Source organism: Novosphingobium sp. THN1 (assembly GCF_003454795.1).
Lineage (GTDB): Bacteria > Pseudomonadota > Alphaproteobacteria > Sphingomonadales > Sphingomonadaceae > Novosphingobium.
This window is the reverse complement of record NZ_CP028347.1, coordinates 2,380,907-2,393,056: the sequence shown is the minus strand read 5'-3', so window position 1 is coordinate 2,393,056 and position 12,150 is coordinate 2,380,907. Positions and strand designations below refer to the sequence as shown.

Below are 12,150 nucleotides of genomic sequence, written 5' to 3'. Positions count from 1 at the left end.
GACAGGTCTTGGGCAGGATTTCCAGGTTCATGATCGTGCTGCTGGCGGCGCTGGGATTCGCCTATTACTGGCTTCTGGTGAACGCCGGGCCGCAAGTGCCGGCCCGCAGGATTGACCTCGGCGCGCTGCGCAAGGCGGCCGATGCCATGCCGGGCGGCAAGCCCACGGCCATAACCTATGCCACCGTGGCGATGCGGGATGTTCCGGGTGCCGCGCTGGCTGCAGGCACCGGCCTGCGGCAGATCACCAGCGGCATCACGGCGTGGCAGATCGAGACGCCCAAAGGCGGCATCGTGATCGATCCGGGCATCTCGGAAGACGATGCACGCAGCATGGGCTTCGAGATCTACAGTCACCGGGCGCAGCAACTGGTTGACGGCTGGATGGATCGCGCCACGATGATCCTGTTCACGCATGCGCACATCGATCACATCGGAGGATTCCTCGATTACCCCCGCTTCAAGAGCATCGAAGGCAAAGCTGTCGTTTCCGAAGGAATGATGGGCAATATCAATGCACTCTGGCGCGAAAATGCCCAGCTGCTGCATACCCCGCGCAAGTTTGCCCCAATCGAGGCGGTTGCCCCGGGCGTCGTGCTGATCCAGACGCCGGGGCACACCCCTGCTTCAGAAATGATCTATGTGCGTCTCGCCTCGGGCCGGGAGTACATCTTCGCCGGCGACACCGCCTCGCTCGCCGCCAATGTCGAGATTCCGACGCCGCGTTCGCGCCTCGTGGCAGACTTGCTGGCGCCTGAAGACCGGTCCGCAGTCATGGGCTGGCTCAAGGGGCTCAAGGCCCTGAAGAAGGCGAACGAGGGTCTCGTTATCGTCCCATCGCACGACGCGGGATGGGTGATGACAAAGGGGCCGGAGTACGGGATCACGCTTGCGCCGGAACTACGTAAGGCCGAGACAACCAAATAGCTCCGACTTTCGGGCAGTTATGGCAAATGAGGCTGGCAATGCGGTTTGAACAGGCGTAGAAGCCGCCCATTCGCCGGTGGCCCAGCGGGATCGGGCCTCGGAAGCGCGGATGTGCTTTCGTTGCAGGAAGGAGCGGCGGGGTGAATTACGATCAGGTTTTTGATTCTGCGATCGAGCGTCTGCACTCCGAAGGCCGCTACCGCGTCTTCATCGATATCCTGCGCAACAAGGGCGCCTACCCCAATGCGCGCTGCTTCGCTGGCCACAATGGCCCGAAGCCGATCACGGTGTGGTGCTCGAACGATTATCTCGCCATGGGCCAGCACCCCAAGGTGATCGAAGCGATGGAAGAAGCGCTGCACAACGTCGGCGCCGGCTCGGGCGGCACCCGCAACATCGGCGGCAACACCCATTACCACATCCAGCTTGAGGAAGAGCTTGCCGACCTGCACGGCAAGGAAGGCGCGCTGCTGTTCACCTCGGGCTACGTCTCGAATGACGCCACGCTGTCGACGCTGGCCAAGATCCTGCCGGGCTGCGTGATCTTCTCGGACGAGCTGAACCACGCCTCGATGATCGCGGGAATCCGCAATTCGGGCGCCGAGAAGAAGGTGTTCCGTCACAACGACGTCGAACACCTCGAACAGCTTCTGGCCGAGACGGACCCCGCCCTGCCCAAGCTGATCGCCTTCGAATCGGTCTACTCGATGGACGGTGACGTCGCCCCCATCCACGCGATCTGCGACCTGGCGGAAAAGTACAACGCGCTGACCTACATTGACGAGGTTCACGCTGTCGGCATGTATGGCCCACGCGGCGGCGGCATCACCGATCGTGACGAGGCGGCCCACCGCATCGACATCATCGAAGGCACGCTGGGCAAGGCCTTCGGCGTCATGGGCGGCTACATCGCGGCAGATCGCAAGATCATCGACGTGATCCGCTCCTATGCCCCCGGCTTCATCTTCACCACCTCGCTTTCCCCGGTGCTGGTCGCAGGTGTGCTCGCCTCGGTCCGCCACCTCAAGGCGTCGAGCGAGGAGCGCGAAGGCCAGCAGGCCGCAGCGGCCTACCTCAAGAAGGCCTTCGCCGATGCCGGGCTGCCGGTCATGGCGTCGACCACGCACATCGTGCCGCTGATGGTTGGTGACCCCGTCCGCGCCAAGAAGATCAGCGACATCCTGCTCGCCGAATACGGCGTCTACGTCCAGCCGATCAACTTCCCGACCGTCCCCCGCGGCACGGAGCGCCTGCGCTTCACGCCGGGGCCATCGCATACCGAAGCGATGATGGACGAGCTGACCGAGGCTCTGGTCGAGATCTGGCAGCGCATGGAAATGGAAATCCGGAAAGCCGCCTGATCTGCGCGCTTCTGCAAGTCAAAAAGCCCTCCCCAACCGGGAGGGCTTTTTCGTTGGGCTTGCCTTTCACGCACACCGCGCTACCCTTAACCGATCAATTAAATGTCGGGAGAGTGCATGTCGGTTCCGTCCTATGACGAAGTGGTCCTCGGCCGCCGGTCGATCCGCGGCTATCTGGATAAGCCGGTTCCGCGCGCGCTGATCGAGGAAATTCTGACCATGGCGATGCGCTCGCCCACCTCGATGAACACGCAGCCCTGGCACTTCCACGTCATCACCGGCGAGCCGCTGGAACGCATCCGCAAGGGCAACACCGAACGCATCCTCGCAGGCGAGCCTGACAGCCGCGAATTCCGCAAGGGCAGCCCCTTTGCCGGCGTTCACCGCGATCGTCAGGTAGAAGTTGCCAAGCAACTGTTCGGCGCCATGGGCATCGCCCGCGACGACGCGCCCGCTCGTCAGGACTGGGTGCTGCGCGGCTTCCGCCAGTTCGACGCGCCGGTCTGCGTGATCGTCACCTATGACCGCGAACTTTCGGGCAGCGACGATACCGCCTTCGATTGCGGCGCAGTCACCACCGCCCTCGTCAACGCTGCCTGGTCGCGCGGCCTCGGCTGTGTGATCAACTCGCAGGGCATCATGCAATCTCCGGTCGTGCGTGAGCACGCCGGCATCCCCGACGATCAGGTGATCATGAAGGCCGTCGCGCTCGGCTGGCCGGATCCCGCCTTTCCCGCCAACGCTGTCGTCAGCAACCGCAAGAGCGTGGACGAAGCGGCACGGTTCGTCGGGTTCGACTGAAGCTTGTAACAGCGCGCCGCGCCCCTACCTCGTGCAGATGGCGGCCAAGGCACTCCAGGATCTCAAGGCATGGGCCCGGCGCATCAAGCGCAACGTGGTCGCCCTGTGGCTCGCCGCGCGCGATCCGCGAGTGCCGGTGGCAGCAAAAGTCGTTGCCGCAATCGTCGCAGCCTATGCCCTGTCACCGATTGACCTGATCCCGGATTTCATCCCCATCCTCGGCTACTTGGACGACGTGATCCTCGTGCCGCTCGGCATATCGCTCGCCGTCAGGATGATTCCGGCACCGCTCATGGAAGACCTGCGCGAACGGGCAAGCTTGGTCGACAAGCCTCGCTCCACCGTCGGTCTGATCGCCATCGTGGCGCTCTGGGTGGTTTCTATCGCTGCGCTATATCACGCCGTCATCGCGCGGCACTGACGAGAAAGGCCCCACCTCGCGGCAGGGCCTTCCTTGTTTCTTCAATGAGGCCGAAAATTCAGCGCAGCGAGACCACGTTGTCCGAGACACGCGGATCGCGGCGGTCGCCACGGTACTGGCTCGACATCGGCTCGTCAGTCACTTCGAACACTTCCGTCGCGCCAAAGCCGTTGAACGCGGTCTTCATCGCCGCGCCATAGGCGCCGAGCATGCCGATCTCGATGTAATCGCCGACCTTCATGTCCACCGGCAGTTCGAACGGACCTTCCATGTGGTCCATGTCGTCGCAGGTCGGGCCATAGAAGCTGAACGGCTCCATCTCGATCTCGGTCTCGACGTCGTTGGCCACCTCGTCGCGCAGCACGCGCACCGGGAAGCGCCAGCCGACGTGTGCCGCATCGAACAGCGCGCCATAGGCACCATCGTTGATGTACAGCTCGGCCCCGCGGCGGCGTTCGACGCGCACGATCATCGAGTTGTACTCGGCACACAGCGCCCGGCCCGGCTCGCACCACAGTTCGGCCGAGTACGATACCGGCAGCGATTCATAGGTACGGTCGATCACGCCGAAGTAATCTTCGAGCGGCGGCGGCTCCATGCCCGGATAGATCGACGGGAAGCCCCCACCCACGTCGATGATGTCGACGAGCACCGAAGCGTCGACAATCGCCGCGCGCACGCGCTCCAGCGCCTGCACATAGGCATGCGGGCTCATCGACTGGCTGCCGACATGGAAGCACACGCCGAGCGAGTCCGCCACCTGGCGGGTCGCCTGCAGCAGTTCAGCGGCATTGGTCAGATCGCAGCCGAACTTCGAGGCAAGGCTGAGTTCCGAATACTCCGACGAGACGCGCAGACGCACGCACAGCGTCAGGTCCTCGGGCACGTTGCCATCTGCATCGGCCGTCGCCGCCTTGATCTTTTCCAGCTCCTCGATCGAATCGAGGCTGAACACGCGCACGCCATAAGTGTGATAGGCTTCGCGGATCGCCGCCGGAGCCTTCACCGGATGCATGAAGCACAGCACTGCCTCGGGCAGCGTTTCCCGCACCAGGCGCACCTCCGCAATCGAGGCGACGTCGTAATGCGTGACGCCCGAATCCCAAAGGATGCGGATCAGATCGGCTGACGGATTCGCCTTGACCGCGTACAGCGACTTGCCCGGAAACTTCTCGACGAAGAATCGGGCAGCGCGCGCGGCGGCGTGCGGACGGTTCAAAATGGCGGGTTGTTCAGGCGCGGAGGCGCGAACTACAGCCAGTGCGTCAGGATGGATGTGCAACTCAAGGGACCCCCAAACGGAACGTTGAACGAAGCTGCCTTGCGGTTTGGAAGTCCCCATGGGGCAGCGAGAGGGGGTAAATAAGGCCCTGCGCATGAATCTCAAGTGAAAATAACGCTGCCCCAAAGTCCTGTCAGGAAAATGAAACAAATCCAGACAGATCGCAGAAAATCAGGAACTTAAGGCTTCGGCCAGTGCAGCCCAGACCGGAAGCGAGAGCGGATCGTTGGCGCCGTTGGCCGCAGTCGGGTGCGAAGCGAATCGTGCAACCGTCATTTCCGCCGCCGGATCGACCCACAGAGTCTGTCCGTGAATGCCCCGGGCGGAGAAGCAGCCGCGGTTGTTGTTGCTGATCCACCACTGGCTGCCGTAGCTCCAGCCGGGCAGTTGCGGATAGCGATTGCGGTCGAAATGTGCCGGGTCACCGCCGTGCGTCGCCCGTTCGACCACCGCCTCGGGAATGACGCCCAGCCCGCCCAGCCGCATCGCCTCGCCAAACCGCGCCAGGTCCTCCAGCCGCAGGTTGAGCCCGCCCCCGGCAAAGGCCGTTCCTGCCTGATCCACGATCTGGTCCGCATCACCGAGCATCCCCAGCGGCTGCCAGATTCGCTCCGACAGCACATCGGCAAAGTGCTTGCCCTCGATCCGCGCGATCATCCACGCCAGCACCTCGGTATTCGGCGTGCGATAGGTGAAGCCCTTGCCATGCTCTCCGGACTTGCCGATCGTGGGCAGGTATGAGGCAAGATCGATCGGCCCTGCATAGTCCGTCGGGCGCGGTGTAAGCCCCAATGCCGCGCTGTAGGCGCCGATGCCCGAATTGGGATCGGCATAGTCCTCCGAGAAATCGAGGGCAGTGGTCATGTCCAGCACCTGGCGCACTGTCGCATCGGCAAATCCGCTGCTCGCCAATTCCGGCAAGTAGTCCGCCACCAGCGCCGCCGGATCGACCCTGCCCTCCTCCACCAGCATCTCGGCAACGGTGCCGACGAAGCTCTTGGTAACCGAGAAGGCGATATGCCGCGTCTCCGGCTCGGTCACCCCGAACCAGCGTTCGAACACCACCTTGCCGCGATGCAGGACAAGGATGCCGTCGGTGAACGCCTGGGTGAGCGACTGTTCGAACGTGACGGGCGCATCGGCATTGAGCGGCGTGAAGCTGACCTGCCCCAACCGCTCGTCAATCGCCCGCTCGAATGCCGTGCCTTCACCACCCGCCGCCACGCGCCGAGAAGGCACGAACTGGCGCATGTTGGAATAGGACCAGCGGATCATCGGAAACCGCATGTGATCCGCGCGCGAGGCGAGCAGAATCTTGTCAGCAGGCGGCGGCGCGCCTTCCATCCAGCCCATGCGTACCGGATCGCTGGTCACGCCATCGAGCAGATCGCCCGCCATTGCCTTCTCCCGCCAACATTCGTGTCAGCAGGCAGCATGCATCAGGAAAGGCGGTCGCGGAAGTCCTCGTAAGTGAAACCCTTCACCTTCTCGAGGGCATCGCTTTCGCTGTCCCACAGCCAGATCGACGGCAGCGGCACGCCGTTGAAGGTCGTGGTCTTGACCATCGAATAGTGCGCCTGATCGAGGAATGCGAAGCGCGCGCCCGGCCCAGCCCCATTTGGCAGCCGATAATCGCCGATCACGTCGCCCGCGAGGCAGGAAGGCCCGCCAAGGCGCACCGGCACACCGCCCTCACCGCCATCTTCGTACTCGTCGATCGGCAGTTCACCCAACATCGCCGGACGATAGGGCGCCTCGATCACGTCGGGCATGTGGCACGTCGCCGAAATGTCGGTGATGCCAAGCTGCATCCCGTTCCAGTGCGTATCCAGCACAGTGCCGACAAGTATGCCCGCGTCGAGCGCCACCGCCTCGCCTGGCTCAAGGTAGATTTCGCAACCCGTCCGCACCTTCACCTCGTGCAGGAAGGCAATCAGGTCCTCACGCTGGTAATCGGCACGAGTGATGTGATGCCCGCCGCCGAAGTTCAGCCACTTGAGCTGCCCGAAGAACGGCGCAATCCGCGCTTCCAGCGCCTCCCACGTGCGCTTGAGCGGTTCGAAATCCTGCTCGCACAGCGTGTGGAAGTGCAGCCCCGAAACACCCTCGAGGTGCTCCGGCAGCAACTGGTCCACCGGAAAGCCCAGCCGCGAATGCGGCGCACAAGGATCATAGCGCGGCACTTCGCCCTCGGCGTGGAGCGGATTGATCCGCAGGCCGATGTCGAACGCCTCGCCCGCAGCCTTCGCCGCAGCGATCTCCCCGCCAAAGCGCGCGTGCTGCCCCGGCGAATTGAAGATAACATGGTCCGAAAGCCGCAGGATCTCGCCCATGTCCTCGGCCTTGTAGGCCGCGCAGTAAGTCGCGATCTCGCCCGAGTAATGCTCGGCCGCCAGCTTGGCTTCCCACAGGCCCGATGTGCAGACGCCATCGAGGTATTCGCCAACAATCGGCGCCACCTTCCACATCGAAAACGCCTTGAGCGCTGCCAGCACCTTGATCCCGGCCCGATCCCGCACATCGGCGAGCACCGCGAGATTGGCCCGCAACTTCGCCGCGTCGACGACGAACGCCGGGCTGTCCACCCGCTCCAGGTCAAACTGCGCAAACGCGCCCGGATCGCCGGCTCTGGTTTCCATGCTCCGCCTCACCTCAAAACAATGCGCCCCCGCGAAGGCGGGGGCCTCGTGCCAACCAGCACTGCGCAAACCGAAGAAGGTCCCCGCCTTCGCGGGGACGCAACAGAGAAAATCAGAACGCCAGCGGCCCCGCCAGTTCCTTCACCTGCCAGGGCAGGCCGTGCTTGTTGAGCATGTCCATGTAGGGATCGGGATCGAACTGTTCCATGTTGAACACGCCCGCGCCCGACCAGATGCCCTGCACCATCATCGCCGCGCCGATCATCGCCGGAACGCCAGTAGTGTAGCTGACCGCCTGATTGCCGGTCTCGCGATAGGCGTCTTCGTGGTCGCAGATGTTGTAGATGTAGAAGGTCTTTTCCTCCCCATCCTTGAGGCCCGTGGCGATGTCGCCGATGTTGGTCTTGCCCTTGGTCGTGGGGCCGAGCGAGGCGGGTTCCGGGAGCACGGCCTTGAGGAACTGCAGCGGGATGATCTCCTTGCCCTCGTAGATTACCGGGTCGATCCGGGTCATGCCGACGTTCTGCAGCACGGTGAGGTGCGTGATATAGGCATCGCCGAAGGTCATCCAGAAGCGGATGCGCTCGATTTCGGGCAAGTGATGCGCGAGGCTTTCGAGCTCCTCGTGGTACATCAGGTACATGTTCTTGGGGCCGACTTCCTCGAAGTCGAACTGCTGGCGTATGGTCAGCGCCGGCGTCTCTACCCACTCACCGTTGAGGTAGTGCCGCGCGGGCGCGGTCACTTCGCGGATGTTGATTTCCGGGTTGAAGTTGGTGGCAAAGTGCTGGCCATGATCTCCGCCGTTGCAGTCGAGGATGTCGAGCGTGCGGATCGTGTCGAGCTTGTGCTTTTTGAGCCATGTGGCGAAGACGCTGGTCACGCCCGGATCGAAGCCAGAACCCAGCAGCGCCATAAGGCCCGCCTGCTTGAACTTGTCCTGATAGGCCCACTGCCACGAATATTCGAACTTGGCCTCGTCGATCGGCTCGTAGTTCGCGGTATCCATGTAATTGACGCCCGCGGCAAGGCAGGCATCCATGATGTTGAGGTCCTGGTACGGCAGCGCAAGGTTCACCACCAGAACCGGCTTGACCTCGTTGATCAGCGCCGTGGTCGCGGCAACGTCATCGGCGTCGATCTGGTAGGTATCGACGGTAACGCCGGTGCGCTCCTTCACCGAAGCGGCGATCGCATCGCACTTGGACTTGGTGCGGCTCGCCAGCGCGATGCCGGTGAAGATATCCGAATTCATCGCCATCTTGTGGACCGCGACCGAGCCGACGCCGCCTGCGCCGATGACGAGAACTTTTGCCATGGTAACTCCAAATGCCAATTGTCCCGCCGCGTTCCAGACCTCGGGCCGAACGCGCAGGACATTCATGGAAAGGCCCTTTAGAGGAGAGCCATGACAAACCCAAGTCCTTCTGTCGAAACCCTCCAGCCAACGCATGAAGGCGTGCTCCGCGCGGCAGAGAAGATGGCGCAGCTTCTGCCACGAACCCCGCTGCTTCCGCTCGAACTGCCGGCGGGCGGCACCGTGTGGTGCAAGGCCGAAAGCCTCCAGCCGGTCGGCGCGTTCAAGATCCGCGGCGCCTGGCACCGGCTGTCCGACCTGACCGATGAGGAGCGGAGCCGCGGAGTCATTGCAGTATCCAGCGGCAACCACGCGCAAGGCGTCGCGTGGGCAGCCCGCAGGCTGGGCATCGCAGCCCGGATCGTGATGCCCAACGACGCGCCGCAGGTAAAACTCGCCGCCACCCGCGAACTCGGCGCAGACGTCGTGCTCTATGATCGCCCCGGCGGCGAGGATCGCGACGCCGTCGCCGCCACGCTCGTGGCGCAGAGCGGCGCGACGCTGGTTCACGCCTATGGCGATCCCTGGGTGATCGAAGGCCAGGGCAGCGCCGGGATCGAACTGGCCGCGCAGATGGAGTGCTTCGCCGACGGTGGCCCGACCCGCGTCGTCACCCCATGCGGTGGCGGTGGCCTTGCCGCCGGTCTCGCCCTTGCCCTGCCCGATGCCGAGATCGTGCCCGTCGAACCCGAAGGCTGGGACGACGTCGCCCGCAGCCTCGCCAGTGGCGCGATCCAACGCGTCTCCAGCGATGCCCCTCGCACCGCCTGCGACGCGCTGCAGACGCCTGCCACCTTCCCCATCAACTTCGCCATCATGTCCGCGCGCGGTCTCAGGGGATTGAGCGTAACCGAGGCCGAGGTGCGCGCCGCCCAGCGCTATGCCTTCAGCAGGCTGAGGCTCGTGGTCGAACCGGGCGGAGCCGCCGGCCTCGCTGCGTTGCTGGCTGGCAAGGTGGCGGCAGATGGCCGCACCGCCGTCCTGCTCTCGGGCGGCAACGTTGACCCGGCGGCCTTTGCCCAAGTGATTGCGCACGAGGGATAAGTTGCATTTGACAATCTAACTCGCACCCCGCACTCTCCCGGCAATTCTCGGGGAGATCTGAAAATGCAGGCGCAAATCCTCACGCCCGCCGCGGTCCTCGTGCTGTGGTCGATTGTCATGCTGTTCTGGATGGCCGGAACGCGGCTGCCAGCCCTCAAGCAGAAGGGCGGCCTCGGCAAAGCGAAACCGGGCGGACGCGGACAGGACCTCGAAGGCGTCCTGCCCGACGAGATCAACTGGAAGGCGCATAACTACACCCACCTGATGGAACAGCCGACGCTGTTCTACGCGACAGTGATGATCCTTGCGATCATGGGCGCGGCTTCGCTCGATGTCGTGCTGGCATGGGTTACGTTGCCTTACGCATCGTCCACTCGATCTGGCAGGCCACGGTCAACCGCGTGCCCGTGCGCTTCAGCCTGTTCCTGCTGTCAACACTGTGCCTGATCGGCCTGGCATTGCGCGCCTTGGGAGCGACCATGGGCCACGGATAAAGACACCAAAAGAGGGGGAGAATGCCAATGAAGATTGCTCATATCCTGCAACCGGCTGTCGCACTCATGGCGTGGACCATGGTCATGTGGCTGTGGATGTACGTCACGCGCATTCCGGCCATGAACGCCGCCAAGCTCGATCCCGACAACCTCGCCAAGGACCCCACCAAGACGCTCGACGATCTGCTGCCCGCCAGCGTCCAGTGGAAGGCTCACAATTACAACCACCTGCACGAAGCGCCGACGCTGTTCTATGCCGTCTGCTTGGTCATTGCGGTTGCGGGGGCAGGCAATGGTACCAGTGCCACCGTCGCATGGGCCTATGTGGCCTTGCGCGTCATCCACTCACTGGTGCAGGCGACCGTGAACAAGGTAATGGTCCGCTTCATCCTGTTCTCGCTGTCGAGCATCGCGCTCATGGCGCTGATCTACCACGCCGCGAGGATCGTCTTCGCCGCCTGACCTAATCGCGCACGAACAGGCTGGCCAGTTCCACATGGGTCGACCAGCGGAACTGGCCGACCGGCCGCAGTTCCGCCAGCCTGTAGCCGCCCGCGATCAGCTTCACCGCATCGCGCGCCCAGCTGGCCGGGTTGCAGCTGATATAGACCACCCGCGCCACCTTGCTCAGCGCGATCTGCTCCACCTGCTCCTGCGCGCCCGCGCGCGGAGGATCGAGCACCACAGCCGCAAAGCGATCCAGCTCCTCTACCCGCAAGGGATTGCGGAAAAGGTCGCGGTGCAGCGGGTGGACCGGCCGGCCGTTAATCCGCTCCGCGGCCTGGCAGGCTAGATGCGCATCGCGCGCTGCTTCGGCTGCGAGCACCTTGGTCTTCGGACCCGCCAGGGCAAAGGCGAAGGTGCCCAGCCCTGAAAACAGATCGGCAACCGTCGACGCCCCGGCCAGCCACTCGCGCGCAGCAGACACAAGCGCCGCCTCACCATCGGCAGTCGCCTGGAGGAACGCGCCGGGAGGCAGCGAAACCGGCGTACCGCCCAGCGTGACAGTCACCGGCTCCGGCTCCCACACCCCTCAGGCCCATAGCCCGAATCCATCGTCAGCCGCGCCAGACTGTTGTCCCGGGCAAAGTCGAGCAGTGCCTCGGTCTTCGCGAGGCCCTCTGCGCTCAAGCCCTTCAGCCCCGCCGAAACGCCCTGATCGGTCAGCGCCAGTTCGATATCGACCGCCAGCTTGCGGTCACCCCATTGCTCCAGCAGCGCCCGCAGCGGCGCAACCAGTGCGAACAGTTCGGGCGCCAGCACATGACACTCCCGCATATCGACGATCTTGTGCGAACCCTGCTCGCGAAAACCGATGACCACGCGCTTGCCGATGGCCTGAGCATGCAAGGTCGCCCGGCGGCGCGAACGCGGCGGCGAGATGTGCGCCGCCGTGGCCACCACATCCTCGATCGCCTGCCCCTTCGCCGCACCGACGACGCGATCGTGCACGTATTCGGCCAGCGCGTCCTCGGACAAGTGCTGCAACTGGCAACCGCCGCAGGTGGGAAAGTGCCGGCATGGTGGATCGACGTGGTTCGGGCCATGGACCAGCGAACCATCAGCCTGCAGAACATCGCCGGGAGCCGCCAGCGCCGCATATCTGCCATCTGCCGTTGCGCCTTCCCCCTTTGCGGCAACACGCACGATCAGAGCGGACTCACTCATTCAAGACATTCCCTAAAAGCCGCCTGCACGGCATGGGCCAGTTCACCGGCCGTGAACGCAGGCCCGCACAGCCGCGCCGCTTCGCCGTGGAGCCATAGGCCTTCCTCCGCCGCGCGCAAGGCTTGGCCATTCGTGGCGAGCCGACTGGCTATCGTGC

General features: G+C 64.0%; 11 protein-coding genes and 2 pseudogenes. 7 read left to right on the top strand and 6 right to left on the bottom strand.

Features of this window, described 5'->3' with window-relative positions; translation table 11 throughout:
• Positions 1–8: 8 nt before the first annotated feature.
• The 4 genes from C7W88_RS11805 to C7W88_RS11790 all read left to right on the top strand — a co-directional run bounded on the left by C7W88_RS11805 (position 9) and on the right by C7W88_RS11790 (position 3,509).
• Positions 9–926 carry an MBL fold metallo-hydrolase gene (locus tag C7W88_RS11805; protein WP_205525174.1) on the top strand — a complete coding sequence of 306 codons (918 nt, stop codon included), beginning with the start codon at positions 9–11 and terminating at the stop codon, positions 924–926.
• Positions 927–1,066: 140 nt separating this feature from the next.
• Positions 1,067–2,287, top strand: coding sequence for a 5-aminolevulinate synthase (hemA, locus tag C7W88_RS11800; RefSeq protein WP_118073676.1), 1,221 nt, complete (start codon positions 1,067–1,069; stop codon positions 2,285–2,287).
• A 117-nt stretch (positions 2,288–2,404) separates the two neighbouring features.
• Positions 2,405–3,088, top strand: a complete 684-nt coding sequence (locus C7W88_RS11795) for a nitroreductase (protein WP_118074741.1) — start codon at positions 2,405–2,407, stop codon at positions 3,086–3,088.
• Between the two features lie 37 nt (positions 3,089–3,125).
• Entirely contained in the window at positions 3,126–3,509 is a 384-nt protein-coding gene (locus C7W88_RS11790; protein WP_205525173.1) for a YkvA family protein, read from the top strand.
• Between the two features lie 58 nt (positions 3,510–3,567).
• Here the strand turns inward: C7W88_RS11790 and C7W88_RS11785 are convergent, their stop codons facing one another.
• From C7W88_RS11785 to C7W88_RS11770, 4 genes are all read right to left on the bottom strand, one after another.
• Positions 3,568–4,791 (bottom strand): type III PLP-dependent enzyme, encoded by a 1,224-nt coding sequence (locus C7W88_RS11785; protein ID WP_118073674.1) that lies wholly within the window; start codon positions 4,789–4,791, stop codon positions 3,568–3,570.
• A gap of 171 nt (positions 4,792–4,962) precedes the next feature.
• Positions 4,963–6,189, bottom strand: a complete 1,227-nt coding sequence (locus tag C7W88_RS11780) for a serine hydrolase (protein ID WP_118073673.1) — start codon at positions 6,187–6,189, stop codon at positions 4,963–4,965.
• A gap of 41 nt (positions 6,190–6,230) precedes the next feature.
• The gene (locus C7W88_RS11775) at positions 6,231–7,430 is read right to left on the bottom strand and encodes a carboxynorspermidine decarboxylase (RefSeq protein ID WP_118073672.1); all 1,200 of its coding nucleotides are present in this window, start codon (positions 7,428–7,430) and stop codon (positions 6,231–6,233) included.
• A 112-nt stretch (positions 7,431–7,542) separates the two neighbouring features.
• Positions 7,543–8,748: a saccharopine dehydrogenase family protein gene (locus C7W88_RS11770; protein ID WP_118073671.1), complete on the bottom strand. Its 1,206-nt coding sequence runs from the start codon at positions 8,746–8,748 to the stop codon at positions 7,543–7,545.
• Positions 8,749–8,838: 90 nt separating this feature from the next.
• On the opposite strand from C7W88_RS11770, the gene C7W88_RS11765 reads away from it, so the two are divergent.
• The 3 genes and pseudogenes from C7W88_RS11765 to C7W88_RS11755 all read left to right on the top strand — a co-directional run bounded on the left by C7W88_RS11765 (position 8,839) and on the right by C7W88_RS11755 (position 10,787).
• On the top strand, positions 8,839–9,831 hold the full coding sequence (locus tag C7W88_RS11765) for a threonine/serine dehydratase (protein WP_118073670.1): 993 nt from the start codon (positions 8,839–8,841) through the stop codon (positions 9,829–9,831).
• 63 nt (positions 9,832–9,894) lie between these two features.
• Positions 9,895–10,325: pseudogene (locus C7W88_RS11760) on the top strand (MAPEG family protein).
• Positions 10,326–10,352: 27 nt separating this feature from the next.
• The gene (locus C7W88_RS11755; protein WP_118073669.1) at positions 10,353–10,787 is read left to right on the top strand and encodes an MAPEG family protein; all 435 of its coding nucleotides are present in this window, start codon (positions 10,353–10,355) and stop codon (positions 10,785–10,787) included.
• 1 nt (position 10,788) lies between these two features.
• Here the strand turns inward: C7W88_RS11755 and C7W88_RS11750 are convergent.
• A pseudogene (locus C7W88_RS11750) lies at positions 10,789–11,993 on the bottom strand (class I SAM-dependent RNA methyltransferase).
• Positions 11,990–12,145 (bottom strand): hypothetical protein, encoded by a 156-nt coding sequence (locus tag C7W88_RS24765; protein WP_370073240.1) that lies wholly within the window; start codon positions 12,143–12,145, stop codon positions 11,990–11,992. The pseudogene C7W88_RS11750 and the gene C7W88_RS24765 overlap by 4 nt, the downstream one beginning before the upstream one ends.
• Between the last annotated feature and the right edge of the window lie 5 nt (positions 12,146–12,150).

Excerpts from the sequence above, each read along its gene's own strand:
- C7W88_RS11775 (WP_118073672.1), bottom strand. The coding sequence starts at position 7,430 with ATGGAAACCAGAGCCGGCGATCCGGGCGCGTTTGCGCAGTTTGACCTG.
- C7W88_RS11795 (WP_118074741.1), top strand. The coding sequence starts at position 2,405 with ATGTCGGTTCCGTCCTATGACGAAGTGGTCCTCGGCCGCCGGTCGATC.
- C7W88_RS11790 (WP_205525173.1), top strand. The coding sequence starts at position 3,126 with ATGGCGGCCAAGGCACTCCAGGATCTCAAGGCATGGGCCCGGCGCATC.
- C7W88_RS11755 (WP_118073669.1), top strand. The coding sequence starts at position 10,353 with ATGAAGATTGCTCATATCCTGCAACCGGCTGTCGCACTCATGGCGTGG.
- C7W88_RS11780 (WP_118073673.1), bottom strand. The coding sequence starts at position 6,189 with ATGGCGGGCGATCTGCTCGATGGCGTGACCAGCGATCCGGTACGCATG.
- C7W88_RS11770 (WP_118073671.1), bottom strand. The coding sequence starts at position 8,748 with ATGGCAAAAGTTCTCGTCATCGGCGCAGGCGGCGTCGGCTCGGTCGCG.
- C7W88_RS11765 (WP_118073670.1), top strand. The coding sequence starts at position 8,839 with ATGACAAACCCAAGTCCTTCTGTCGAAACCCTCCAGCCAACGCATGAA.